23 protein-coding genes are annotated in these 24,583 nt (G+C 66.6%); 10 read left to right on the plus strand and 13 right to left on the minus strand.

Features of this window, described 5'->3' with window-relative positions; translation table 11 throughout:
• Positions 1-19: 19 nt before the first annotated feature.
• From BLU38_RS24440 to BLU38_RS24480, 9 genes are all read right to left on the minus strand, one after another.
• Positions 20-1,213, minus strand: coding sequence for a cation:proton antiporter (locus BLU38_RS24440; protein WP_231920017.1), 1,194 nt, complete (start codon positions 1,211-1,213; stop codon positions 20-22).
• A 3-nt stretch (positions 1,214-1,216) separates the two neighbouring features.
• Positions 1,217-1,699: a cation:proton antiporter regulatory subunit gene (locus BLU38_RS24445; RefSeq protein WP_091528375.1), complete on the minus strand. Its 483-nt coding sequence runs from the start codon at positions 1,697-1,699 to the stop codon at positions 1,217-1,219.
• Between the two features lie 69 nt (positions 1,700-1,768).
• Positions 1,769-3,022: an ROK family transcriptional regulator gene (locus BLU38_RS24450; protein WP_091528378.1), complete on the minus strand. Its 1,254-nt coding sequence runs from the start codon at positions 3,020-3,022 to the stop codon at positions 1,769-1,771.
• A gap of 149 nt (positions 3,023-3,171) precedes the next feature.
• Entirely contained in the window at positions 3,172-4,428 is a 1,257-nt protein-coding gene (locus BLU38_RS24455) for an enolase C-terminal domain-like protein (RefSeq protein WP_091528381.1), read from the minus strand.
• Positions 4,429-4,507: 79 nt separating this feature from the next.
• A complete protein-coding gene (locus tag BLU38_RS24460) occupies positions 4,508-5,398 on the minus strand; it encodes an NAD-dependent epimerase/dehydratase family protein (RefSeq protein WP_091528384.1) in 891 nt (296 codons plus the stop codon).
• Positions 5,399-5,423: 25 nt separating this feature from the next.
• Positions 5,424-6,287 carry a carbohydrate ABC transporter permease gene (locus BLU38_RS24465; RefSeq protein ID WP_231920018.1) on the minus strand — a complete coding sequence of 288 codons (864 nt, stop codon included), beginning with the start codon at positions 6,285-6,287 and terminating at the stop codon, positions 5,424-5,426.
• A 77-nt stretch (positions 6,288-6,364) separates the two neighbouring features.
• Positions 6,365-7,339, minus strand: coding sequence for a carbohydrate ABC transporter permease (locus BLU38_RS24470; RefSeq protein ID WP_091528390.1), 975 nt, complete (start codon positions 7,337-7,339; stop codon positions 6,365-6,367).
• Complete coding sequence (locus tag BLU38_RS24475; protein ID WP_091528392.1) at positions 7,336-8,736, minus strand: extracellular solute-binding protein; 1,401 nt, start codon at positions 8,734-8,736, stop codon at positions 7,336-7,338. The genes BLU38_RS24470 and BLU38_RS24475 overlap by 4 nt, the downstream gene beginning before the upstream one ends.
• Before the next feature lie 158 nt (positions 8,737-8,894).
• Positions 8,895-9,788 carry an NADP-dependent oxidoreductase gene (locus tag BLU38_RS24480; protein WP_091528394.1) on the minus strand — a complete coding sequence of 298 codons (894 nt, stop codon included), beginning with the start codon at positions 9,786-9,788 and terminating at the stop codon, positions 8,895-8,897.
• A gap of 57 nt (positions 9,789-9,845) precedes the next feature.
• Between BLU38_RS24480 and BLU38_RS24485 the strand changes: the two genes are divergently transcribed.
• Positions 9,846-10,379, plus strand: a complete 534-nt coding sequence (locus tag BLU38_RS24485) for a MarR family winged helix-turn-helix transcriptional regulator (RefSeq protein WP_091528396.1) — start codon at positions 9,846-9,848, stop codon at positions 10,377-10,379.
• A gap of 84 nt (positions 10,380-10,463) precedes the next feature.
• On the opposite strand, the gene BLU38_RS24490 is transcribed toward BLU38_RS24485, so the two are convergent.
• The 4 genes from BLU38_RS24490 to BLU38_RS24505 are packed head-to-tail and all read right to left on the minus strand — an operon-like array spanning position 10,464 to position 15,100.
• On the minus strand, positions 10,464-11,909 hold the full coding sequence (locus tag BLU38_RS24490) for a hypothetical protein (protein WP_157683689.1): 1,446 nt from the start codon (positions 11,907-11,909) through the stop codon (positions 10,464-10,466).
• A gap of 8 nt (positions 11,910-11,917) precedes the next feature.
• The gene (locus tag BLU38_RS24495) at positions 11,918-12,808 is read right to left on the minus strand and encodes a carbohydrate ABC transporter permease (RefSeq protein WP_091528402.1); all 891 of its coding nucleotides are present in this window, start codon (positions 12,806-12,808) and stop codon (positions 11,918-11,920) included.
• Positions 12,805-13,746, minus strand: a complete 942-nt coding sequence (locus BLU38_RS24500; protein WP_091528405.1) for a carbohydrate ABC transporter permease — start codon at positions 13,744-13,746, stop codon at positions 12,805-12,807. The genes BLU38_RS24495 and BLU38_RS24500 overlap by 4 nt, the downstream gene beginning before the upstream one ends.
• A gap of 16 nt (positions 13,747-13,762) precedes the next feature.
• On the minus strand, positions 13,763-15,100 hold the full coding sequence (locus BLU38_RS24505; RefSeq protein WP_172836212.1) for an ABC transporter substrate-binding protein: 1,338 nt from the start codon (positions 15,098-15,100) through the stop codon (positions 13,763-13,765).
• Positions 15,101-15,260: 160 nt separating this feature from the next.
• Here BLU38_RS24505 and BLU38_RS24510 point away from each other — a divergent pair, with 160 nt between their 5' ends.
• The 9 genes from BLU38_RS24510 (at position 15,261) to BLU38_RS24550 (ending at position 24,583) form a co-directional block, all read left to right on the plus strand.
• The gene (locus BLU38_RS24510) at positions 15,261-16,427 is read left to right on the plus strand and encodes a mandelate racemase/muconate lactonizing enzyme family protein (protein ID WP_091528411.1); all 1,167 of its coding nucleotides are present in this window, start codon (positions 15,261-15,263) and stop codon (positions 16,425-16,427) included.
• A gap of 55 nt (positions 16,428-16,482) precedes the next feature.
• On the plus strand, positions 16,483-17,259 hold the full coding sequence (locus tag BLU38_RS24515) for an IclR family transcriptional regulator (protein WP_091528413.1): 777 nt from the start codon (positions 16,483-16,485) through the stop codon (positions 17,257-17,259).
• Between the two features lie 123 nt (positions 17,260-17,382).
• Positions 17,383-18,354 carry a Gfo/Idh/MocA family protein gene (locus BLU38_RS24520; RefSeq protein WP_091533080.1) on the plus strand — a complete coding sequence of 324 codons (972 nt, stop codon included), beginning with the start codon at positions 17,383-17,385 and terminating at the stop codon, positions 18,352-18,354.
• Positions 18,351-19,112, plus strand: coding sequence for a creatininase family protein (locus tag BLU38_RS24525; protein WP_091528415.1), 762 nt, complete (start codon positions 18,351-18,353; stop codon positions 19,110-19,112). The genes BLU38_RS24520 and BLU38_RS24525 overlap by 4 nt, the downstream gene beginning before the upstream one ends.
• Before the next feature lie 2 nt (positions 19,113-19,114).
• The gene (locus BLU38_RS24530) at positions 19,115-19,876 is read left to right on the plus strand and encodes an amidohydrolase family protein (RefSeq protein ID WP_091528418.1); all 762 of its coding nucleotides are present in this window, start codon (positions 19,115-19,117) and stop codon (positions 19,874-19,876) included.
• 2 nt (positions 19,877-19,878) lie between these two features.
• Positions 19,879-20,763, plus strand: a complete 885-nt coding sequence (locus BLU38_RS24535) for an amidohydrolase family protein (RefSeq protein WP_091528421.1) — start codon at positions 19,879-19,881, stop codon at positions 20,761-20,763.
• Positions 20,760-21,533 carry an amidohydrolase family protein gene (locus BLU38_RS24540; protein WP_091528423.1) on the plus strand — a complete coding sequence of 258 codons (774 nt, stop codon included), beginning with the start codon at positions 20,760-20,762 and terminating at the stop codon, positions 21,531-21,533. The genes BLU38_RS24535 and BLU38_RS24540 overlap by 4 nt, the downstream gene beginning before the upstream one ends.
• Positions 21,530-22,531: a dihydrodipicolinate synthase family protein gene (locus tag BLU38_RS24545; protein WP_197679848.1), complete on the plus strand. Its 1,002-nt coding sequence runs from the start codon at positions 21,530-21,532 to the stop codon at positions 22,529-22,531. Before BLU38_RS24540 ends, BLU38_RS24545 begins: the two co-directional genes overlap by 4 nt.
• Before the next feature lie 210 nt (positions 22,532-22,741).
• The gene (locus BLU38_RS24550; RefSeq protein WP_091528425.1) at positions 22,742-24,583 is read left to right on the plus strand and encodes an ABC transporter substrate-binding protein; all 1,842 of its coding nucleotides are present in this window, start codon (positions 22,742-22,744) and stop codon (positions 24,581-24,583) included.

Consider the following 24,583-nt stretch of genomic DNA (forward strand, 5'->3'; position numbering starts at 1 on the left):
TCCCGGACCCGCCGTCGGCTCAGGCCGCTCGGCTGACCTCGGCCGCTCGCCGCCGTGCCTTCACGTACTTCCTGATCACCGGTTCGGCCAATCGTGGTGCGAGTGGTCCGACGACGGCGAGGATCAACACGTACGCAGCGGTGAAGGGAGCCAGTTCCGGCACCACTGCGGACCCGACCAGGCCGGCGATGATGATCGAGAACTCGCCGCGGGGCACCAGATCGGCGCCGGCCCGGATGCGACCGGGCACACCGACGCCGGCACGTCTCCCGGCGACCCAGCCGGTCCCGAGCTTGGTCGCTACCCCGACCACCGCCAACGCCACGGCCGGCAGTAACACAGCCGGCAGCTGCCGCGGATCGGTGGACAGGCCGAAGAAGACGAAGAAGGTCGCGGCGAAGATGTCCCGCAGTGGCTCCAGGATCCGGTGGATCCGTTCGGCCACGTCGGAGGACAGTGCGATCCCGAGCAGGAAGGCTCCGACCGCGGCGGACACGTGGACAGCCTCCGCGGCGCCGGCGACCAGCAGCGCCAACCCGACCAACCGCAGCAACAGCACTTCGTTGGAACGGGAAACCACCAGCTTGGTCACCACCGGACCGAATCGGACCGCGATGAACAGCACCGCACCCAACACCGCCAGGGCGACCAATACCGAGGTCAGGGCGGACAGGCCACCGGCCGATGCCGCCAACGCGGTCAGGATCGGCAGATAGACCGCCATCGCGAGATCTTCCAGCACCAGCACGCCCAGTACCGCCGGGGTCTCGCGGTTGCCGAGTCGGCCGAGATCGGTCAGCACCTTGGAGATGATCCCGGACGAGCTGACCGCGGTGATGCCGAACATCGCCACAGCCTCGGTGACACCCCAGCCCATCAGGACGGCGAACAGCGCGCCGGGGAGTCCGTTCAGCAGCAGGTCGACCAGCCCGGACGGCGCCTGGGTGCGCAGATTGGACAGCAGATCGTCGGCGCTGTACTCCAGCCCGATCATCAACAGCAGCAGGATCACGCCGATCTGGGCGCCGGTGGAGAAGAAACCCTCCGGCGCCGAGATCGGCAGCAGACCTCCGTAGCCGAAGGCCAGCCCGGCGATCAGGTAGAGCGGAATCGGGGAGAGTCCGAATCGACTGGCCAGCCGGGCCAACAAGCCGAGCGCGAACAGCACAGCACCCAGCTCCAGGAAGAGCCGGGCGAGGTTGTCCAGGTGCACGCGTCAGCTCGGATTCAGAATCGCGTCGGCGGCTTTCACCCCGTCGTCGGTGCCGACGACGATGACCTTGTCCCCGGCGTGGAAACCGTAGTCCGGGCGGGGCGACAGCTCGACCCCGTCGCGGCGTACGACAGCAACGATCGAAACCCCGGTCCGGGTGCGGATCTCCGCATCACCCAAGGTCCGTTCGACGAACGGTGATTCGGGACCGATCGTGATCCCGGCCGTCGCCAGCCCCTCGATCTGCTCCCGCAGTCGGCTGAGCCGTTCGATCACTCGCGGTGCGCCGAGCAACTCGGCCAGCACACTGGCCTCCTCGGCATCCATCTCGACGCTGACCTTGACCGAATCAGGGTCCTCGTCGTCGTAGACGATCAATTGCCGCTCGCCGGATTTCTTCGACAACACCCCGACCCGCTTGCCGTTCAGGCAGGCGAAGTCGCGACGCAGCCCGACGCCGGGCAGCTTGACCTCTTCGACCTCCATGGCCGTTCACCTCCGCCAGTGTTCAACCATCGGAGCCTAGTCGCTGTTCCCGCTGCGACCCGTACGGGGTCAGGACCGCCCCCGGCCCGCGGGTCGGGCGGTGAAGGCGAGATGGAAGATCGTCGACGCCGCGCCGATCGCCGCCGCGTTGCTCCCGAGCCGGGAATCGGTGACCCGGACCTGGCGGGCATCATGAGCGGTCGGCCAGCTGTTGACGGCATGCTCGACCGCGCCCCGAATGGTCGGGCGAAGTTCCGGTTCGTAGAGCGGGCCACCGATCACGACCAACGGCAGATCGAGCAGGTCGACCAACGCCGTCGCGCCGCGGGCGATCACGCCGGCGATCTGCTGTGCTGCCTCGACTGCGGCGGTGTCACCGGACCCGACGGCGGCGCACAGATCGTGATAGTTGTCGGGGCCGCGGTAGCCGTGCTCGGCGGCGATCGCCGGCAGGGCCAGTGCCGGATTGCATTCCCGTACCAGGCGTGGTCGGCCGTTCTCGTCGAGCTCGCCGATGGCGACCGCACAGAGCTGACCGAATTCGCCGGCGTTGGCACTGACACCCCGGTGAGCCTCGCCCTGAATGATGAGACCGGAGCCGACTCCGGTCCCGATGTAGAGATAGGCCATGTTGTCGTGCAGCGAACTGCGACCGATCCACCGTTCGCCGATCGCTGCTGCCGTCCCGTCCTTCTCCACCACGACCGGACAGCCCAGCTCCGCAGCCAGTTGCGCCCTGAGCGGCAGGTTGCGCCAACGCGGTTGCAGCGGGAGGTTGCCGAAACCACCGTCCTGCGTGATCGGACCGGGGACGGCCAGCCCGACACCGAGGAAGTTCTCCAATGTCGAGGCACGGCGAATCTCGGTCACCAGGTCGGCGATTGCGCCGACAAGATCATCCGGGCCGCAATCACTCGGCAGTTCGCGGCTCGCGTGCCGCGTCACGTCGCCCTCCAGATCGGCCAGCACGACGGTCACCAGCTCCGGATCGACCAACACCCCGGCGGCGTGGGCGGCGGTGGACCGCAGCCGGACCGGCGTGCGCGGCTTGCCCAGCCGATTGGAACGTTCGGTGCCCTGCTCGGTCACCAGTCCTCGCTGGATCAGGAGCCGGAGGATCCGCGACACCGACTGTTGGGTCAGCCCGGTCTGACGGGCGATCTCGGTACGGCTGATCACACCGGCCTGCCGGATCGCCTCGACGATGGTCGATTCGTTGAACGACCCGAGGTCGTACTGATTCCAACCGGCGCGCACGCTCGGGTCCGGCAGCTGGTCGGAGGTGTCGCCGGCAGCCGATTCCGGCGTGTCGGCCTGCGTCATGGAGTCCCCTGGGGTCAGGTCGGGGTCGGCCGTTGCGACCGTCCGCCGGTGCGGCGGGGCGGTACGACCGGGCCGACCTTCGGATCGGTGGCAGCATCATGCCATCGGCACCGGCGGCGGAGGCTCACTTCGCCGACACCGGTGGTGCTTCACGGCGCCTCGAGCGCACCGTCCGGTCGACGGACACCGGCAGCCCACGCGTCATGCCCGGAACGACCGGGAAGGTACGCGGCAGCGGCTTCCTCGTCGATCGTGATACCCCAACCGGGTGCCTCGTTCGGATGCAGCCAACCGTCTGTGATGTCGAGGGTGCCGGGAAACACCTGGTGGGTCGCCTCGTTGTAGACGTGCCCTTCCTGGATCCCGAAGGCCGGCGAGCTGATGTCCAGGGCGACATTGGCCGCGGCACCGATCGGCGACGTGTCACCCGGACCGTGCCAGGCGGTCCGAACGCCGCACAGTTCGGCCAAGTCGGCCAGCTTGCGGGCCGGCGTCAGGCCGCCGATGTCGGAGATGTGGCAGCGGATGAAGTCCACCCCGCCGTCGCGGATCAGCCGAACGGCATCGGTCAGCGAGGTGGTCAGCTCACCGACGGCGACCGGCGTGCCGGCCGCGGCGCGGATCTCGGGCAGCCGGTCCCACAGCTCCGGGGCAAGGATGTCTTCGAGAAAGAACAGCCGGTACGGCTCCAGCGCGCGGACCAGCCAGAGGGCGTCGTTGGGGGTGAGCCGGGAATGCACGTCGTGCAGCAGTTCGATGTTGTCGGGTAGCTCGGCCCGGGCGGCGGCGAACAGCTCCGGGGTTCGCCGCAGATAGTCCCGCGCACTCCACCCGTCCGGGTACGGCGCCGACGGGTATTCGCCCGACACCTGCGGAGCACCGTAACCGCCGGTGCCGGGCGTCGACACCTGCAACCGGACGTGGCGTTGGCCCTGGTCGATCAGGGACTTGGCCGAGCTGATCGTCTCCTCGATCGTCCGGCCGGAGGCGTGCAGGTAGGTGTCGACGGCGGCCCGGACCTTGCCGCCGAGCAGTTCGTGGACGGGCAGCCCGGCCCGCTTGCCGGCGATGTCCCAGAGTGCTTGATCAACTCCAGAGATCGCGTTGTTGGTGACCGGTCCGCCGCGCCAGTAGCCGGCGAAGTTCAGCAGCCGGGTCAGGTCGCCGATATCACCGGGGTAGCGGCCGACCAGCAACGGCGGCAGGTGTTCGTCGATGAAGGTCCGGACCGCCTGCCAGCGTTGGGTGAAGGTGGCGCAGCCCAGGCCGTAGAGCTCGGGATCGTCGGTGTCGATCCGGACCACCACCAACGGGATACCTTCCGGCGCGGTCACGATCGCCCGGACACCGGTGATCGTGATCGGCTCGCGGGCGGGCCAGGGGTTGCGGAAGGGATCGGCAGCCATCGGGGGATTCTCCTCGGATCGTCTTCATGATCGAATCGGTGGGTCGGGTTCCATGATCACAGCAACGCCGACACCAGGATCAGCGTGGGTCGGGAAGGGGCAGCGTCGGGAGGTCGAGCTCGTGCTCGGCCCGGAAGCCGATCAGCTGCCGGGCCGGGGTCAGGTCGATCGGCACCTCGCGTCCGACGAACCGTCGGCACCGAGCTGCCTGCGGTGCAAACCGGCGCAGCAGGTCCTCGGTCGGATAGGGGGCGTTCGTCCGGTCTGCGGCGAGGAAGAACGCATGCGCACCGGTCGTCGACGCGATCAGGGCGAGCATGATCGCCCGGGCCGCGTCCCGGGTGTCCAGGTAGGACCAGCCCTCCCGCATCGCCAGACCGGGTTCGGCCCGGTTGTGATCGGCCTGGCGCTGCAGCGCCTCGGGGGCGTTGACGTGCGGGAACCGGAGGGTGACGATGTCGATGCCCCAGTGCCGCCAGGCCATCTCCGAGGCCCGTTCGTCGTTGTACTTCGACAGCGAGTACCAGTCGCCGAGATCATGCGGGATCGCCGTGTCCAAAGGGAAGTAGGCCGGTGTCAACGGGTGGATGTTCTGCGGCAGCCCGTAGGCGTTGATGCTGCCGGCGACGACCGCCCGGGGCAGACCGAGGGCGCCGGCCTGTGCGAGCACATTGAAAGTGGAGACCACGTTGGTGGAGTAGACCTGGTACGGCGTCCCGAGGTCACGATGAGCCAGCGCGGCGAGATGCACGACCAACTCGACATCGGTCAACGCGCGGGCCACGTCGGCCTCGGAGGTGGTGTCGCCGACCAGGATCCGGTCGGCCGCCAGGCCGGGCAGCTCACGGTCGGACAGTGAGGTCACCCGGGCACCGCAGTCGGTCAGCAGCCGGCAGGTCTGCTGACCGATCCGGCCGGAGCCGCCGGTGACCAGGATCCGTCGGCCGGACAGAGGTGAGTCGTCGGTCATCGGTTCGGCTGTGATCTTGTTGTCCTCATTCCTTGATGCCGCCCGCCATCCCGACACCGCGCAGGAACTGCTTCTGGAAGATCACGAACAGCACCACCGGGATCAGCAGGGTCAGGAACAGTGCGCTCATCTGCAGATTGAGCGGAGCGTTCTTGGCGATCGCCGGCAAAGCGACCGAGATCGGCTGCAGTTGCGGGTCGGTGAGCACCAGCATCGGCCACAGGTAGTCCTTCCAGGACGCGACAACGGTCAGCAGCGCGACGACGCCGAGGATCGGTCGGGACAGCGGCAGGATCAGGGAGCTGAAGATCCGTAGCGTGCTCGCGCCGTCGATCTTGGCAGCTTCGATCAGCTCACGGGGGATCGAGTCGAAGAATCTCTTGATCACCACCACATTGAACGCATTAGCCGACTGTGGAAGCCAGACCGCCCAGAACGTGTTCTGCAGGCTGATGTGCAGCACCGGCAGGTCGAGCACGGTCATGTACAGCGGGACCAGCGACACCACGCCGGGCATGAACAGGGTCGCCAACACCGCGGCCGACAGCACCTTGCCCCACCGTGGGCGGAGCACGCTGAGCACGTAGGCCCCGGTGGTGCAGACGAAGAGCGTCGCGATCACGCTGCCGATCGCCAGCACGGCGGTGTTGCCGAGGTAGGAGCCGATCTCGACGTCGTTCCAGGCCCGTGGCAGATTGCCCCACTGGACACCGTGCGGCCACAGCCGCAACGGCGAGCCGATGATGTCCTGACTGGTCGACACCGACGACTTGAAGGACCACAGCAGCGGACCGAGCCCGGCGATCAGCAACGCGATCAAGATCAACACCTGGATCACGGTCAAGATCACCCGGACCGACGGCCGATTCCGGTCAGCGGCCGAGATCACCGTCCGTTCTGCCGTCTCCGTCGGCCGCCTCCGACGAGGGAGGGCACGGGAAGCCGTCGGCTCGGTTCGCAGCGTGGTCATGACGTACCCCACTTCCGGGTGGCGAACTGGTAGACGATCGAGAGCAGACAGAGGAACAGCGCCAGCACCACACTGAGCGCGGTGGCTGCGCCGTAGTCACCATTGACGAAGGCGTAGTTGTAGATCTTCAGCATCACCGTCTGGGTCGCGTTGTTCGGTCCGCCACCGGTGAACAGGTACGGCTCGGTGAACAGCTGGAAGGTGCCGATCAGCTGCAGCAACATCATGATCAGGATGATGCCGCGCAGTTGTGGCAGGGTGATGTGCCAGATCCGGGACCAGATCCCGGCGCCGTCCATCTCGGCCGACTCGTACAGCTCGGACCGGACGGTGGCCAACGCTGCCAGATAGATGATCGCGGTCGAGCCGGCACCGGCCCAGGTCGCCTCCAGCACGATCGACGGCATCGCCATCGTCTCGGAGTTCAACCACGGATAGGGGCCCAGCCCGAACCAGCCGAGGATCGAGTTGAAGATGCCGTTGCCGGACGGATCGTAGAAGAACTTCCACAACAGGATCGCGGCCACCGGCGGCACCACGGCCGGCAGGTAGGCCAGCACGTTGTACAACCACTTGTAGCCGCGCAACTCGTTGATGAAGATCGCCAACAGGATCGGCACCGGGAAGCCGAAGACCAAGGCCAGCAAGGCGAACCACGCCGTGTTCAGGGCTGCCCGGGGCAGCTCCGGATCGGCCAGCACATAGCTGAAGTTGGACAACCCCACCCACTGCGGCAGAGCGACCAGATTGGTCTTCTGGAAGCTGAGCACCAGACCGCGGACGATCGGTCCCCAGGTGAAGTAGAGGAAGATCAACACGATCGGTACGGCGAAGACGACCGCACCCAGCCCGCCGCGGTGATACCACCGTGCGATGCTGAATCCACGCCGCCGTCGGGTGGGCAGTCCGGAGCCGTCGCCGGATGCGGCGGAGCCGGTCGGTCGGACTGCCGCCGGTGTTTCGGTCGTCATCGGGTCAGCTGCGGATCGATCTTCTTCGCCGCATCGGCCAGCAGCTTGTCGATGTCGGCGTCCTGCTTGGTCAGCACCTGCTGAACCACCGGGTCCAACTGCTGATAGACCTGCTGGGCCTTGGTCCGAGGCTCAGGAATCAACGGCAGCTTCGACTCGGTGTAGCCACGGAAATTCTCCCGGGGCACGTTGATCTCGTCTTTGATCCAGCCGAGGTAGTTGTCGTAGGCCTGCTGGCTGACCGGCGGCAGCGACGGCGTGCCGACGGCATTTCCCGAAGCGGCGGAAGCCTTGGCGTTCTCGACGGCGGTCTGCTGGTCGAAGTACTGCTCCAGATCCATGAAGCGGATCCACTTCACCGCTGCCAGCAGTTGCTCGGGGGAGGACTTGACGTTGATGAATTTGATCGAGCCACCGGTCAGGGTGCCGTGCTGCCCGCCGGCTTGGGGGAGGGCGCCCTCACCGAAGTCCGCCGGCTTCATGCCGTACAGGTGGGTGGCCTGGTCGTAGACGTCCGGGGCCTGCAGCATCATCCCGATCTTGCCGGCGGCGAAGTCCTGACGGATCTGATCCTGGTCGTAGAGGAACTGGCTGCCCATCGACTTGTCGGTCCAGCGCATGTCGTGCAGCAGTTGCAGGGATTCCCGGGCCGGGGCGTCGTTGATGGTGGTCTTGGTGCCGTCGGCGTTCTCGGCGGTGCCGCCCCGGCTGTAGGCCATCGTGGTGAGCATCCAGCCGCCGGTGTTGTTGGTGGTCAGCTGGGCATAGCCGGCCTTACCGGTCTTGTCGCTGATCGCCTTGGCGTCCTGGCGGACCTCGTCCCAGGTGGTCGGCGGCTTGTCCGGGTCGAGGCCGGCGGCGGCGAAGAGCTTCCGGTTGTAGGCGATGCCGACCGAGAACAGTCCGATCGGGACGGTGTAGACCCGACCTTGATCATCCTGGACGTTCTTCAACGCCTCCTTGTTCAACTCGTCGTACATCCCGGTCTGCTTCAGGTACGGCGTGATGTCGGGGAGTTGGTGATTCTCGATCAGCGTCCGGCTCTCGGTCAGAGAGACGTTCATCACCGTGGGCAGGGTCCCCGAGGCCAGCCTCGCCTGCCAGGTCTGCGCCTGCCAGAACTCCGGCGTGGACTTGACGGTGATGTTGGGGTTGGCCTTCTCGAACTCGGCGACGCGTTTGGTGAAGTTCTTCAGGTCGGCCTTCTTGTCCGGTGTCGGCTTGTCTCCGACGGTGATCGTGACCTTGGCCTTCGGATCTGCTGTGGAGGTGGCCCCGCCGCCGGCTGCCGCGCCGTCGGATCGTGTCCCGCCGCCGGTGATGCCGGCGCAGGCGGGTAGCAGTGCGACCAATCCGGCCGTCGCGGCCACCAGGGCTGCCTTGGCACCGTTCTTCATCGTTGAACCCCTTTGTCGACTGATGGGGGATCAAAATTAAAACCAAGAGTGTTATTTAGTCAAGGCCGCCCGATGTGTCGACCGGAAGCATCTTCGGCCGCAGCCGAGGGTGGCTGCGGCCGAAGGTGCCGGGTCGGGCGAGTCGACTCGGGGGGCGATTACTCGACGGTGAGGATGATCTTGCCCCGGACGTGGCCGGCTTCGCTGTATTCCTGGGCCGCGGCCGCCTCGGCCAGCGGGTAGCGCCGATCCACCGGGATGTCGAAGTCGGGTGTGCGGGCAGCCTCGGCGAAGGCCGCCGGTGCATCCGAGCTCGAGCTGGACACCTGGGCCCCGAGTCCGGGTGCGGTGAAGTCGGCGATCGACAACACCTTCGCCGGATCGCCGGTGAGCTTGATCAGCTCCGGCAGGACGCCGGCACCGGAGATGTCGAGCGCGGCGTCGACGCCGTTCGGAGCGACCGCGGCGACCCGGTCGACCAGGCCGTCCCCGTAGACGACCGGGATGGCCCCGAGGTCGGTCAGATAGTCCTGATTGGCCGGGCCCGCGGTTCCGATCACGGTCGCGCCACGGGCAACGGCGAGTCGAACGGTCGCGGTACCCACTCCGCCGGCGGCCCCGCTCACCAGCACGGTCTGGCCGGACCCGATGCCGAGTTGATCAAGAATCCGGACCGCGGTCTCGACTGCAGATCCCCAGCCCGCCGCGGACTCGACCGAGATGCCGGACGGAATCGGCGCCCAGGCCGACAGCACTGCCTGCTCGGCATAGGTGGAACGGCCGGTCCCGTACACCTGGTCGCCGACCGCGAGGTCGGTCACGCCCTCGCCGATCGCGGTCACGGTCCCGGCAGCGTCGAAGCCGAGTCCGGCCGGGAACTGCAGCGGGATCTGCTCGGCCATCAGGCCGCGCCGGATCTTCCAGTCGATAGGATTCACGCCGGCGGCGGCGACGTCGATCACGATCTCGCCGGCGGCCGGCCGTGGTGTGTCGACCTCGGTGACCTGCAGTACGTCCGGGTTGCCATAGCTGTCGAACTGGATGGCCTTCATGGGTACCTCCTGGTTGACGACGAATTGCTTCGATACCGCAACAACTAGGATGAGGGGATGGCTATTCCCGATCGTGCGAAATTGGGTCGCGAAGTCACGCCCCGGGAACTGGCCGTTTGGCATCAGCTGATCCGCGTCGTCGGCACGGCGGGCGATCTGCTGGACGAACAGCTCCGCGACATCGCCGGTGTCACCATTGCAGAGTTCCTGATCCTGAACCGGTTGAACAGCGCAGACGCGGGGACGATGACGATGACCGATCTGGCCGACGGTCAAGCCGCCTCGCGCAGCGGGATGACTCATCGGGTGGACAAGCTCGAGAAGCTCGGTCTGGTCCGTCGCCGGACCTCGGCCGCCGACGAGCGAGCCCGAGAGGTGACGCTGACCGATGCCGGCCGGGAGCGGGTGGCCGAGCTGGCACCACATCACCGGCGCCTGCTCCGGCATCTGATCTTCGACCAACTCGGCTCAGACGACCTCGATGACCTCGAGACCCTGCTCGGCCGGCTCAGCGCCCACCTGGACACCGCCCCGCCTCGCTCGGTCCGTCGCCGCAACAGCCGAGCACACCGCGTCGCCGAAGGGTCCTGAGCCTGCCGAAGGATCGGGAGATGACCCTTCGACAAGCTCAGGGATCTTGTGAGGGGCCAGGGACCTTGTGAGGGGGCCAGGGGCCTAGACGTCGTTGGGCTTGGTGTATTCGGCGGTGACGGCGTCCAGGATCCGGGCCGGTCGGTCGTCGTCGAAGACGTCGACCCGGGCGACGATCGGTCCGCCGGAGGACGCAGTGCGCCAGGCGGTCCGATCCTCGAACCCGGGATCCGGGATGGTCAGACCGATCGCTTCGAGGTTGTCCAGACCGAGGTCGAAGCTGGAGTCCTTGACGTCCCGCAGCGCGGTGACCCGGAAGGACAGCGTGGCGCCGGACTTGCCGAGCAGCGCCGCGGACACGTCGAACTGCCCCTGTTCGGAGTGGCCTTGCGCCCACAGTCCGAGCCAGGTCGCGTCGTGCAGATCGGCGCGCCAGACCAGGGCACCGTCGAGCAGCACCTGCAGCACGAAGTCTCCGCGATCCGGGGTGCGCCAGAGCTCGATGATCTTGGACCACCAGAAGGACAGTTCGTGCCGGGCGGAGCTGGGGTCGACCTCGACTCGGCAGGACAGCTCGGCCCAGGTGCCGGCCGGCATCGGACGATGGGAGGAGGCGATGCTGCCGCGGCCGTCGCCGTACATCGAACGGCGTTCATTGGCGATGGTCGGCGCGCCGTCGACCTGGAGACCGTACGCGACGACGCCGAGGATCTCTCCGCGTGCCGTCGCCTCCAGGGCGTAGCGGACGGCGGTGCCGACGTAATCCTGATGCGGCGCGGAAACGCCGTCCAGGAAGCGTCCGGCGTAGACCAGGAAGATCACCGCGAGGTCATGATCGGCGGCAGCGGAGGTGACCGCAGCGATGTCGGCGGGTGCCGAGTCGGCGACCAGGGTGTTGACGTTGGGACCGTCCAGGAACGGATAGATGATGCCGTCGATGAAGGGCGCGTACCGGCTCAGGAACTCCGGCGACGTGGCCGACTCGTAGTAGGCGCAGGTGAAGAAGGCCAGCTGTGGGTTGATCGCCTGCTGCGCCTGTCTGATCCGGCTCAGGTAGTCGGCGGTGAACACGGTCGCGTTGTCGCCGACGTCGAAGTCGTCGATCGCCCATCCGGTGAGCGCCGGATAGCTCAGCGACAGGGTCGCGAACTCGCGGGCCCAGGCCTCGAAATCCAACAGGTACGGGCGTGACGCCCGACCCCAGTCGAAGGTCTCGGTCGGCGGCACGATGTAGGGCAGCACCTGGATGCCGGCCTGTTGGGCGGCCGGCGCGAACTCCAGTCGCAGATCGTCCCAGTCGGTCGGGGAGTCCCAGATGCCGAAGAAGTAGTGATTGGCGCCGATCTCCTGCAGCATGGCGATCGTGGCCGGTGTGTCGACGTGTCGGTAGCCGTCGGCACGGGCGGTGGACTCCCTGATCCAGCCACCCACGGTGTTGCCGCCGGGCAGGGCCGACCGCATCCCGCCGTGGGGCAGCAGTCCGGTCAGGTCGTCGACCCGGTAGCGCTGTGGCCGGGTGGCGTCGTTCATCGGTGTGATCATCCCTTCATCGCCCCGGTGGTCAGGCCGGAGAGGAAGTAGCGTTGGAAGGCGAAGAACAGCAGCGCCATCGGCACCACGCTGAGCACGGTGGCTGCGGTCAGGTTACTGATGCTGTCGACGAACTCGGTGTTGGTCGTCGCGAGTCCGACGGTGAGGGTCTTCAGGCTGTCGGATTGGATCACCAGCAGCGGCCAGATGAAGCCGTTCCAGTTGGCGACGAAGGTGAGGATTGCCAGGATCGCCATCGGCTGCAGGCACAGTGGGGTGACGATCCGCAGGAAGATCGTCGGGTGGCTGGTCCCGTCGATCCGGGCCGCCTCCAGGATCTCGTCGGGGATACCTCGCATGAACTGGCGGAGCAGGAAGACCCCGATCGGGCCGGACAACCCGGGCAGGATCAGGCCGGCATAGGTGTCGATCAGCCCGAGGCTGTTGGCCAGCAGGTAGGTCGGCACCAGCGTGACCGAGAAGGGCAGCATCATGGTGCTCAACAGCACCAGGAAGAGGCCGGTCCGGCCACGGAAGTCGATCTTGGAGAAGGCGTACGCCGCCAGCATGTCCACGATCAGCACCAACGCCGTGGAGACGACGCAGACGAACAGGGTGTTGAACAACCACTGCGGCACGGTGCCGAGCGCGAACAGGTCGCGGTAGGCCCGCACCGTCCAGCCGCGGATCCCGAAGGTCAGGTCGGAGAAGGTGCGGACGTCGTGGAACGAGGCGATGATGATCAACGCGATCGGCACCACGCAGACCAACATCACGATGATCGCGATCAGTTGCAGGATTCCCTGCTGCCACCAGCGCAGTCGGCCCAGGCGCGGCCGTCGTGCGCGAACCGTCGCCGTCACGTCGAAGCCGTCGGGGACGCCGATCTCGGTGCTCATCGGTCCGATGTCCTGGTCAGCCGGATGTAGATCACCGACAGGGTCGCGGTGATCAGCAACAGGACGACGCTCATCGCCGCTGCGTAGCCGACCGAGCCGCCGTTGAACGCGATCGTGTAGATGTACCACATTGCCGTCGAGGTGGAGGTCCCCGGACCACCCTTGGTGAGAACGAAGATGATGTCGAAGACCTGGACGGCGCCGATCGTGTTGATGATCGCCAGAAACTGGATCAGTGGACGCAGCAGTGGTAGTTGGACGTGCCAGAAGATCCGCCAGGCTCCGGCGCCGTCGATCCTCGCCGACTCCAGCAGCTCGCCGGGGATGTCATTCAGCCCCGCCATGTAGATGATGCCGCCGAAGCCCAGGCCGCCCCAGACGGTGATCAGTGCGATCGCGATCATCGCCGTGGTGCCGTCGGCGAACGGGTTGAAGGTGTCGATGCCCAGGGCCCGCAGTGCGATGTTGATCGGTCCGGAATCGGGGTCGAGCATCAGCCGCCAGATCAGACCGACTGCGACGATCGACAGCAGCGACGGCATGTAGATCAAGGCTCGATAGATCCGGACACCACGCAGCGTGCTGGCGAACAATCGCCCGACACCGAGGGGCACGATCAGGCTGAGCGGCAGGTAGACGACCATGAAGAAGAAGGTGTTCAGCAAGGTCTGACGGAACAGCGTGTCCGACGCGACGGCGACGATGTTGTCCAGCCCGACCCAATGGAAGCCCATCAACACGTCGCCGCGCTGGAAGACCAGGACGAACGTGTAGATGAACGGGACGGCGACGAACAGCCCGAAGAAGATCAGCTTCGGTGCCAGGAAGGTCAGTCCGGTGACGACATCGATCGCCTCGCGACGTCGCCGCGCAGGCCTGCCACGGACGCCGGCGGGCATCGCGGGGGCCGTCCGCTCGGGGGTGGTCAGCGCGGTCACTCGGGTGCCGGCCCGTTCACTTGGCCGCCGCGGCCATCGTCTTGACCTGGTCCGAGCTGTCCTTGATCATCTTGTCCAGGTCGGCACGGCCGATCAGGTAGTCCATGATCTTGGCGAGCAGAACATCGCCGGGATTGAACGGCGCCATCTTGTCCAGTCGGGCGTACTTGGTCTGTTGCATGCCGGCGATCATCACGTCCCGCTGCAGCTTGTTGGTGATCCCGTCGAAGAACTCCGGACCCTGGTCCTTGACCGGATAGGTCATGATCGCGGTGAGCGCGGCCTTGGAGTTGGCCTCCGAGGTCAGATCGGTGATCAGCTTGGCCGCACCGTCAGTGTTGTCGCTCTTGGTAGCGATCGACCAGAAGCCTGCGCCGCCGACGGTGAACTGTCCGGCCGGGCCTTTGGGGATGTCCAACACCTTGAGCCGGGCCTTCGGGTAGCGTTTGGCGAAATCGTCACTGACACTCGGAATCCAGGCCATCGCCACATTGCCCTTGAAGATCAACTCGGCCCACTTGCTGTCGTCGCTGTACTTGGTCAGCGGCACGACGGCACCGGAGTCGACGATCTTCTTCAGCACTGACAGCCCGGCGCGGCCCTCGGCGTTGTCGAAGCCGATATCGGTGTTGTCCTTGTTCAGCAGGTCCGCGCCGTAGTTCCACAGGTAGTTCCACAGATAGTTGGAATCCTTGGTCACCTGGTAGCCGTAGCTGGCGACGTTCTTGGCGTCGAAGCCGGACTCGCCGAGCTTCTTGCCGGACTTGTCGATCGTCAGGGCCTTGGCGAACGGGATCATCTCCTCATACGTCGTCGGCAGGTCCGGCTGGCCGGCGGCGTCCCAGACGTCCTCGTTCAAGGCGAGCACGAAATGCCCCACCCCGAACGGTATGCCGTACACCTCACCCTTCGGCCCGGCGGCGACCGAACGTACCGTCTCCGGTGCGACGCCGTTGACGTTCTTGATCACGTCGGGCAGCAGTTCCCGCAGGTCGAGCAGCGCATTCGTGCCACGGAACTTGTTCATCCACGGCACGATCTGATACGTCACGTCCGGTGGCTTCTTGGACGCGAACGCGGCGGTGTACTTGGTCTCGGCGTTCTCCCACGGGATGACCAGCAACTCGGACTTGCCCTTGTCGCCGACCGACTTCTTCAGCAGCTTCTTGTAGAACGCGGTGTCCCATTTCAGCTCGCCGACGGGCGGCTTCCAGAAGGTCAGGTCTGAACTGGTGGTGCCGCCCGACTTGGGTGAGCAGCCGGTGAGTGACAGACCGAGCAGTCCGGCGCCGGCGGCCGAGCCGGCAAGGAAGCTACGACGGGAGAACGCAGGAACGGATGTTGGCGACGTCATCGAAGCCATCCTTCTGTATTTCGAAACTACATCCAGGTATTCGAATATTAGATTTGAGCAGTCGAGGGTGTCAAGGGTCTCTCGACTCTGGGTACGGTGTGGGCGTACAACGCTTCGACATAACGAAAGATGAAGCTTCGGGCCCAGCGAAGGGAACCAGATGTCGTCGGTCACCGGCACTGCGGGCGGACTCCGTCGCGCGACGATCGCGGAGATCAACACCGTCAAGATCAATCCCACCGTCCGCCCCGAGCTGGTGGTCTCGGGGGCGCGCGGCACGCATGACGTGTCGAACTTCCTGCTGATTCGGATCGTCACCTCGGACGGCGTCGAGGGGATCGGCGAGGTCAGTGCGACCCTGACCTGGAGCGGCGAGGACTCCTTCACCGCCGAGCGGGTGATCGACGCTGCGCTGCGGCCGGCGCTGATCGGTGCGCCGCTGGTGCCGGTGGTGGCATTGGAGGAGCGGATGGATCGGGTCTTGGCCGGCAACCCGTTCACCAAGGCCGGCATCGCCACCGCGCTGTGGGACGCCTACGCGCGCGGACTCGGCGTTCCGTTGGCTGTCGCTCTCGGCGGCCCACTGCGAGACGAGATCAGGGTCAAATGCTCACTCAGTGGTAACGGAGACCGGCTCGAGACCGGCTATCGGCGAGCCCGGGACGCGGGCTTCGAGGCCTTCAAGATCAAGATCGGAATGGACCTCGACGGCGACGTCGACCGATTGCGGCAGGCCCGCGACCTGGCCGGTCCGGACGCCTTCATCGGACTCGACGCCAATGGTGGCTACGACCGGGACACGGCACGGCGCGCGGTGCAGCGGATGGCCGAGTACGATCCGGCATTCCTGGAACAGCCGGTGCAGCCGACCGACCTCGCCGGGATGGCGGCGATGCGCTCGCTCGGGCTGCCGATCATTGCCGACGAGAGCGTCTTCGGCACCGCGGACCTGATGGCCGTGATTGCGGCGGGTGCCGCGGACGTGATCAGCCTCTACATCGGCAAGAGCGGCGGCCCCGGCCGGGCCCTGCAGATGGCCACGCTTGCGGCAGCGGCCGGGATCGGGGTGATCATCGGTTCCAACGGTGAGCTCGGCGTCGGCGCAGCGGCGCAGACCCAGGTCGCCGTTGCCGCGCCCGGGCTGCGGACCGACATCCCGTCCGACATCATCGGCGCGCATTACTACCAACAGGATGTGCTCGACCAGCGCGAAGTGTTCGGAGGAGGCCTTGATCTCACCGGGCTTCGCGCCCGGATCGGTGACGCTCCCGGCCTCGGGGTCGCCCTGCGAGCCGATCTGGCTGCGGCACTGGGATCTCGTGCCTGAGCGCCGGGTCGTCGAGCCGGCCGGCGGGCGGTCCGGTGTCCCGTATCCTGCGGCTATGTCCGGTGACAAGGTGCCGTCGCAGTCCGTTGCGCGAACGCTGACCGTGCTCGAGACGTTGGTGACAACCGACGAAGGTCTGACGCTGACCGCGTTGGCGAAGGCGACCGGGATCCCGCTGGCGACCTGCTCGGCGATCGTGCACACGCTGGAGCAGCGCGGGTATGCGAGCCGGCGGATCGTCGGCCGTAGTCATTTCTGGCGGGCGACGATGGGACTGTACGACCTGGCGTCCCGGCTGCTGCGCAAAGTTGATCTTGCCTCGGTCGCGCAGAGTGAGCTGCGCGATCTCGCCCATCGGGTCGGGATGCCGGTGCACATCGGCGTCCTGAACGGATCGTCGGTGGTCTATGTGGCGAAGGCGGCGCCGCCCGGCTTCATCCAGTTCGACACCTATCCGGGCAAAGTCGCGCCGTTCAATCTGACAGCGCTCGGCAAGGCCATCAGTGCCTACCTCGACGATGAAGAGTTGCGTCCTCTGCTGCAGCGGCTCGCTGTCGGCAGCGGTCCGGGTGCGTTGCCCGGCGAGGACGCCTTCCGCAAGCAGCTCGCGACAGTGCGGCGGAAGGGGTACGCCTTCGAGCGCGAGGAAGAGATGGCCGAGGTGTCTTGTGTCGCCGTCGCCTTCTTCGACTCCGATGATCATGTTGCCGGCGCGGTCGGCGTGACCGGATTCACCCGCGAGCTGCGCAGTGCTGTGATCGGTGAGGTGGCCGACGGATTGAGTGCGGTGGCCGATCACATCTCGGCCCAGCTCGGTCGACCGCCGTCCTGAGCGATCTCCGGCGGCAGGCTCCTTGCCGGAGACCGACGGCTCGGGCTAATGTATTCGAAACGAGGGAATTGTTTTCGATATACCGAATAACCTCTCTTTGATCTTGACGTGGATTGGTCGTTCATGGACGAAGTAGGCCTCGTCGGTCTCGGTGCGATCGGTGCCGGCGCCCATCTCCAGGCTCTGCTGCGTTCGAAGCGGTTGCGGCTGGTCGCCGTTGCCGAACCCGATCCCGTACGGCGCGCTGCTGTTGCTCTTCCGGACCGGGTTGCCCGGCGGCAGACGCTCGAGGAGCTGCTCGGCGAGGACAGCATTCGCGGCGTCGTGCTCGCGACGCCGCCCTGGGTGACCCCGGGTTTGGTAGTCGCGGCCGCCCGGGCCGGACGCTTCGTGCTGGCCGAGAAGCCGATCGCCACCGATCCGACGGCGGCCGGAAGCTACGACCGGTTGTCGGCCGACGAGATGGGCCGGATCCAGGTCGGGCTGACCTACCGGCACGATCCGGCGATCCGCCGGCTCCGCGAGATGATCACCGACGGTGAGCTCGGCGGCCCGTTGCTGGTGCGGGCCCACATCTACGACGAGGTCAGGACCGACGATGCCGGCCACGCCGACCTGATCGAGCGGACGTTGGCCGCCGGCCCGCCGGTGATCCACGAGGGTGCGCATGTCCTGGACTGGCTGGCCTACCTGCTGGACGCCGAGCCGACGGTGCGCGACGCCTGGTCATTGCGGACCCGCCAGGACCTGCCCGCCGACAACCTGATCGGCGCCAGACTCGGATTCGGTGAGCATCTCGCCCTGGTCGAGTTCGGGTGGTTGACCGACGGCCTGCCGCGGGTGGAGCTGACGCTGACGGGGGACCGCGGCACAGCGGTGCTGGACGGGCAGACCTTCGCGATCTCGCTGACGACGCGTGCCGGAAGCGAACCGATCACCTTCGCCGGTGACCGGAGCAGCCGCTGCTTCGATCTGCAACTCGAGCGGTTCGCCGATCTGATCTGCGGCGGCCGGGCCGAGCCCGACCTGGCTGCCGGGCGCGCAGCGCTGCGCTGGAGTGCGGCGATCGCGACCGCGGCGAAGGAGCGATCATGACCGTCCTGCACTGGAACCGGGCCACCCGCGCCGAGTTGACCGAGGTGTTGCCCGAGGCACTGGTGCTGCTGGCGGTCGGCGCCACCGAGCAGCACGGACCGCATCTGCCGACCGGCACCGACATCCTGCTGTCGGAGGCGGTGACCGAATCGGCCGCCGAACGTGCCGTCCGGCGCAGCACCAGGCAGCTGGTGATCGCGCCGCCGCTTCCGGTCGGAGCCTCCGATCATCATCGCCGGTTCGGCGGCACGCTGTCGCTGCGTCCGACGACCATGATCACTGTGCTGACCGATCTGATCGACAGCATCGTCGCAGCCGGAGGCCGGCGGTTGATGATCATCAACGGGCACGGAGGCAACATCGGCGTCTGCCACGCCGCAGCCGGTGCCGCGGCCGCCGGCGGCGACGTCAGCATTGCGGTCCTGGACTACTGGCGACTGGTCGAGGCCGTCCCCGACGCGCCCGGACCGGTGCCCGGGCACGCCGGCTGGTTCGAGACCTCGCTGGTGCTTGCGGTGCGGCCGGACCTGGTCCGTGACCGGAAGCAGCGTGCCGAGCCCGTGCCGATCGAGGCGCCATCCGATGTCGATCTGCACAGTGCAGCGGCCTGGACCGCGGTCAACGGCTACACCGACCGGCCGGAACTGGCCGACGACGCGACCGGCCGGCGACTGTTGGAGCAGATCGTGATCAAGCTCAGTGATCGGATCGTCGGCACCGCCGCAGCCGACATCACAGCCGAGGAGGGCACGCCCTGACCATGATCGACTTCCATACCCATACACCGGCCTGGCGGACCGCCACCTGGCTCGGTGGCGCAAGCTTCGGCGCCGACGAATTCGTCGACTTCATGGACGGAGCCGGTATCGAGCGTGCGGTGGTGCTCAGCCACGACGGACTGTTCAACTCCACTCCGGAGGCGAACGAGGAACTGGCCGCTTTCGTCGCGGCCTATCCCGACCGGTTGATCGGATTCGGCTCCTACAACCCGCGCCGACCGGAAGCGGTGCAACAGACCCGACGGAGTTTTGCCGACCTCGGGCTCCGTGGCCTGAAGCTGCACCCGTGGCTGCAGGGCTTCAGCATGCATGAGTTGGCCCTGGACCCGCTGATGGAGATCGTCGCGGAGCATCACGGCGTACTGCTCTGCCACGACGGGACGCCGCCGTATTCGACAGCCGGTCAGATCGCCGCCCTGGCACGCCGGCACCCCGACGTGCCGGTGGTGCTGGGTCACGCGGGACTGCACGATCTGTGGCGGGAAGCGTTGGCCTTCACCCAGGACACCGACAATCTCTACATCTGCATCTGCGGCACACCGCCGTACGCCGCTCGCCGGATCGCCGCCGAGGCGCCGGCGGGCAAGGTGCTGTTCGGCACCGATGCCGGGTTGTCGGACAAGGCCAGTCAGGACTATGCCGTCGCGCGGATCCGCGAGATCGACGGCTGGGGGATCACCGACGATCAGCGGCAGGCGATGTTGATCGACAACCCACGTCGACTCCTGGAGAGGATGAGCTGATCATGATCGTCGATGTGCACTGCCACACCCCGACCCACGTGCAGCCGGTCCCGGACGACGAGCTGACGTCGTACCCGTCCTGGCGCAACGACCGGCCGGTGATCACGACCAACAGTTGGGAGGACTTCGATCGCGCCGCCGATGCCGCCGACGTCGCGATCGTCTTCAACATCGCCGCCGACAATCCACTCGCCTCCACCGGCCTGGACTATCGCCCCGAGGACACCAATACGGCGACTGCTGCCTACGTTGCGGCCAGGCCCCGGTCACGGATCGGGTTCATGTCGGTCAATCCTTCCCGCCCCGGTCTCTGGGAGGAGGTGGAACGGGCCCGCGCCGCCGGGCTGGTCGGTGTCAAGCTCGGTGCCAACTATCAGGAATTCGAGCCGCTGAGCGATGACGCGATGGCGTTCTATCGCTACTGCGAGGCCGAAGGGCTGCCGATCCTGTTCCACCAGGGTGCCTCGCCGATCCGACATGCCCCGTTGCGCTACACCCATCCGCTGGTCACCGACGAGATCGCGATCGCCTGCCCGGAGTTGCGGATCGTGATGGCGCACATGGGTCACCCGTTCGCCCGGGAGACCGTGGTGACCATCCGCAAACATCCGCACGTCTATGCCGACGTGTCCTCGATCTACCTGCGCCCGTGGGTAATGTACGAGTCGCTGCTGTTCGCCCTCGAATGGGGTGCGGCCGGCAAGTTGCTGCTCGGTTCGGACTTCCCGATCGCCACCACCCAGGAGGCGATCGACGGTCTGCACCGGGCCAACGACATCATCGCCGGCACCGCGATGCCGCGGATCCCCGACGAGGTGATCGACGGCATCGTGCACGCCGATGCACTCGGCGCCCTCGGCCTGCAGGACCCGAGGGGACAGGCATGAGGATCGATGCCCATGTCCGGATCGGGGCCCAGCGCGAGACCGCGCTGACCGTCGAACAGCTGCTGACCGTGATGGACAGCCATCGGATCGACCGGGCCATGATCGCTCCCAGCGAGGCACAGATCGCCTTCCACAACAGGGAAGGCAACGACGCCGTTGCCGCAGCGGCGAAACGCTCCGGCGGCCGACTGATCCCGTACGCGGTGGCGACGCCGTGGGCAGGTCGTGCGGCAGTCGACGAGCTCGCGCGGGCCCGGGACAACGGCGCCCGGGCCCTGTGCGTCGACTCGTCGCTGCAGGGTTTCGACCTGCTGGACGGGATGATCGAACCGTTGTTGATCTTCGCCGCGGAGGCGTCCTGGCCGGTCTACGTCCGCACCGGCTCTCCGCCGGGGCATCTGCCGCTGCCGACCGCACTGCTCGCCCGACGGCATCCCGAGCTGGCGGTGATCATGGGCCGCAGCGGAGCGACGGACTTCTGGATCGACGCGGCGCCGGCGTTGCGTGACGCCGCCAACCTGTACGGAGACACCAGTTACGCACCGTGGGACACCGTACTTGCCGATTTCGCGACCGACCCGGAGATCGGCCCCGGCCGACTCGTCTTCGCCACCGATCTGCCCTACACCACGGCTGCCGGTGAAGTACAACGGATCCTGGACTGGCCGATCACCGAAGCCGAACGGGACCAGGTCTTCGGCGCGACCCTGGCCGGTCTGCTGGGCCTGCAGGACGCCGACATCTTGATCAACGAAGGGAACCCGACGTGACCGCCACCGCCCGACCCGACCGAGACCGGACGATCGAGGTGACTCTCGACCAGCGCGAGGTCACGTCGCTGTTGCGCGGTGTGTCTCCGGTGCTGCAGACACCCTTCACCGACGACGGCGAGGTCGACCTGGCCAGCTTCGAGCGGGTGGTCGACTACGTCCTCGGTACCGGCGTCAGCAGCGTGATGTTTCCCGGCTTCGCCGGCGAGTTCTACAAGCTCGCCGAAGCCGAGCGACGCCGGCTCAGTGACCTGCTGATCGAACGGGTCCATCGGGTCCGCGGCGTCGCGGTGATCATCGCGGTCCAGGATCACGCCACCAAGCTCGCCGTCGAGCGAGCCCAGCAGGCCGTCGCCGACGGTGCGGACGCGATCAACCTGCTGCCGCCGTACCTGCTGGATCCGTCACTGGACGCCATCGAGACCCACATCCGTGCCGTGCTGGCGGCGGTCCCGACGACTCCGGTCGTCGTGCAGTACGCGCCGGGGGAGACCGGCACCACGCTGTCCGCCGCGTCGTTGGCCGAGATCGCCCGGGAGCATGCCAATCTGGCCCTGGTCAAGGTCGAGTGCAGCCCGCCCGGGCCCTTCATCGAGGATTTGGCGGCGCAGCGACCACCCCTCGCCGGACTGGAGGGGTATGCGGGCGTGCAGTTGCCCGACGCCGTCCGCCGCGGTGCGGTCGGCACCCAACCCGGCTGTTCGTTCACCGAGATCTATGTCGAGATCTGGGACCGGTTCGCCCGCGGCGACACCGCCGGTGGGGACGCGTTGCACGCTCGACTGCTGCCGTACACGTCGTACTGGATGTTGCACACCGAGACCATCAACGCTGCGGAGAAGTTGATCTCCTACCGCCGAGGCATCCTGGCCAGTCCGGTCTGCCGGCAGCCGGCGCATCGGCTGGACGCCCAGGAGATCGCGATGATCGACCGGTTCCTGGAGGAGTTCGCCGACCTGTTGCCGACCTTCGAGGCGGGAAGGGTTGCGCCGGGCTGATCGTCCTGCGCCCGGCACCGTTCGGACGGCACACAAGAGCCACTTGGGATCGGGGTGCGGTACCCGCCCGGCAATCCGATAACGCTGCGGAAACGTTCCCGCGACATCGAGATGGGGACTTGACGGGATCAAGTTCAACCGGTTGATTAATCCCACAGTCCCTCTGGGGTCGCGACAACGAAGCACGACAGCGCTGGGAAGGGGATCGCCGTGACTGAATCACGCCCTCGTTTTGAAGATGTCCAGGACATCTTGAAGTATCAACTGAGCAGACGCGGTCTGCTCGCGGCCGGCTCGGCCCTGACAGCGGGCGGCGTCCTGAGCGCCTGTACCGGCGGTGGAGGTTCCTACACCGATCAGAAGCAGGGCGCCGGCAAGCCGAAGCAGACCGCCGAGGTCAAGATCGGCAAGGCCAACATCCCGACACCGCGGGAGGAGACGCTGGTCGTCGCACAGGCCGACTTCACCGTCTTCAACAACTGGAACAGTATGGTGCCCAACGGGGCACCCGGCGCCTCCGGGTTCGACATGTTCGTCAAGGAGTACATGTTCTACCTGAACCTGGCGACCGGCGAGCTGATCCCGTGGCTGTGTACCGACTACAAGTACAACGACGACTACACCGCCCTCACATTCAACTTCAACCCGGCGGCGAAGTGGAACGACGGCAAGCCGCTGACGTCGGAGGACTTCAAGTTCACCGTGGATCTGCTGCGCAAGCGCAAGGACCTGCTGGGCGGCGGCGGTGACCTGACCGAGTTCGTCAAGAAGGTGGAGACGCCCGACGAGCACACCGCAGTCATCGATCTGACCAAGCCCAACCCGCGGTTCCACTACGGCTTCATCGCGGTCATCCTGAGCGGCTTCGACATCCGGCCCAAGCACGTCTGGGAGGGTCAGGATCCGACCAAGTTCCGGGACAACCCGCCGGTGCGGACCGGGCCGTACACGCTGAAGAAGGCGATCCAGAGCCAGAAGATGTTCGTCTGGGAGAAGAACCCGGACTATTGGAACAAGGGCAAACTGGATCCCAAGCCGAAGTACGTCGTCTACCAGAGCACGGCCAAGCAGGCCGACTCGGCGGCACTGGCCTTCGAACAGGTGCAGTTCGACGCCGGCTCGATCGACGAGGAGCACGCCAAGCAGCTGCGGTCCAAGGGCTATCCGGCGCTGGTCACCACCAAGTTCAACGATCCGTGCCCGCGCGCGTTCTGGCTGAACAACGCTCCCGAACGAGGGATCATCTCCGAGCCGAAGATGCACTGGGTGATCAGCTATCTGATCGACCGACCCAAGATCGGCAACAACGTGTGGCCGGTGAAGGTACCCGCGGCGCAGTACCCGTGGGCGAACTTCAAGACCAACGACAAGTGGAGCGTCCCCGCGCTGGCGGAGAAGTACAAGCTCACCTACAGTCCCGAGGATGCCGTCCGGTTGCTCGACGAGATCGCACCCAAGGGTGCCAACGGCAAGCGGATGTACAAGGGCAAGCCGGCGACGATCGAGATGATCACCCCCGTCGCGGTCGACGGCCCCGAGTACGTGATGGGCAAGTTGGTCAAGGACGAGCTGGTCAAGCACGGCATCTCGGCGACCATGCGGAGTCTCAGCGGCTCGGTGCACGACGAAAAGTTCCAGCGCGGTGAGTACGACGTCGCCGTCAACTGGGTCTGCGACGTGTCCTGGGATCCCGAGCAGCTCTACCGCAACATGGAGAGCGACCGGGCGGTGCCGATCGGCAAGAACGCCGTGGACAAGAACAAGACCCGTCTCAAGGACCCGGTGCTGGACAAGCTGTCCAAGCAGCTGTCCAATCTCGACCCGACCAGTCCGGAGGCCAAGCCGCTGCTGGAGCAGGCGCTGGAGCAGTACTACAAGCGGCTGCCGGTGATCCCGATCATCCAGACCGGCTACCCGCAGTACTTCAACACCACGTTCTGGAAGGGCTGGCCGACCGACGACAACCTCTATCAGGTGCCGCTGAACTGGTGGGGCCACTTCATGTTCGTGATCGGCAAGCTCGAGCCGACCGGTCAGAAGGCACCCTCGTGA

Origin of the sequence: Microlunatus soli (genome assembly GCF_900105385.1) — a bacterium.
GTDB classification, from domain to species: domain Bacteria; phylum Actinomycetota; class Actinomycetes; order Propionibacteriales; family Propionibacteriaceae; genus Microlunatus; species Microlunatus soli.

Bases quoted from the DNA above. Each gene is read 5' to 3' on its own strand.
- BLU38_RS24445 (WP_091528375.1), bottom strand. From the start codon at position 1,699: ATGGAGGTCGAAGAGGTCAAGCTGCCCGGCGTCGGGCTGCGTCGCGAC.
- BLU38_RS24450 (WP_091528378.1), bottom strand. From the start codon at position 3,022: ATGACGCAGGCCGACACGCCGGAATCGGCTGCCGGCGACACCTCCGAC.
- BLU38_RS24455 (WP_091528381.1), bottom strand. From the start codon at position 4,428: ATGGCTGCCGATCCCTTCCGCAACCCCTGGCCCGCCCGCGAGCCGATC.
- BLU38_RS24460 (WP_091528384.1), bottom strand. From the start codon at position 5,398: ATGACCGACGACTCACCTCTGTCCGGCCGACGGATCCTGGTCACCGGC.
- BLU38_RS24470 (WP_091528390.1), bottom strand. From the start codon at position 7,339: ATGACGACCGAAACACCGGCGGCAGTCCGACCGACCGGCTCCGCCGCA.
- BLU38_RS24475 (WP_091528392.1), bottom strand. From the start codon at position 8,736: ATGAAGAACGGTGCCAAGGCAGCCCTGGTGGCCGCGACGGCCGGATTG.
- BLU38_RS24480 (WP_091528394.1), bottom strand. From the start codon at position 9,788: ATGAAGGCCATCCAGTTCGACAGCTATGGCAACCCGGACGTACTGCAG.
- BLU38_RS24485 (WP_091528396.1), top strand. From the start codon at position 9,846: ATGGCTATTCCCGATCGTGCGAAATTGGGTCGCGAAGTCACGCCCCGG.
- BLU38_RS24490 (WP_157683689.1), bottom strand. From the start codon at position 11,909: ATGAACGACGCCACCCGGCCACAGCGCTACCGGGTCGACGACCTGACC.
- BLU38_RS24495 (WP_091528402.1), bottom strand. From the start codon at position 12,808: ATGAGCACCGAGATCGGCGTCCCCGACGGCTTCGACGTGACGGCGACG.
- BLU38_RS24505 (WP_172836212.1), bottom strand. From the start codon at position 15,100: ATGACGTCGCCAACATCCGTTCCTGCGTTCTCCCGTCGTAGCTTCCTT.
- BLU38_RS24510 (WP_091528411.1), top strand. From the start codon at position 15,261: ATGTCGTCGGTCACCGGCACTGCGGGCGGACTCCGTCGCGCGACGATC.
- BLU38_RS24515 (WP_091528413.1), top strand. From the start codon at position 16,483: ATGTCCGGTGACAAGGTGCCGTCGCAGTCCGTTGCGCGAACGCTGACC.
- BLU38_RS24520 (WP_091533080.1), top strand. From the start codon at position 17,383: ATGGACGAAGTAGGCCTCGTCGGTCTCGGTGCGATCGGTGCCGGCGCC.
- BLU38_RS24525 (WP_091528415.1), top strand. From the start codon at position 18,351: ATGACCGTCCTGCACTGGAACCGGGCCACCCGCGCCGAGTTGACCGAG.
- BLU38_RS24530 (WP_091528418.1), top strand. From the start codon at position 19,115: ATGATCGACTTCCATACCCATACACCGGCCTGGCGGACCGCCACCTGG.
- BLU38_RS24535 (WP_091528421.1), top strand. From the start codon at position 19,879: ATGATCGTCGATGTGCACTGCCACACCCCGACCCACGTGCAGCCGGTC.
- BLU38_RS24540 (WP_091528423.1), top strand. From the start codon at position 20,760: ATGAGGATCGATGCCCATGTCCGGATCGGGGCCCAGCGCGAGACCGCG.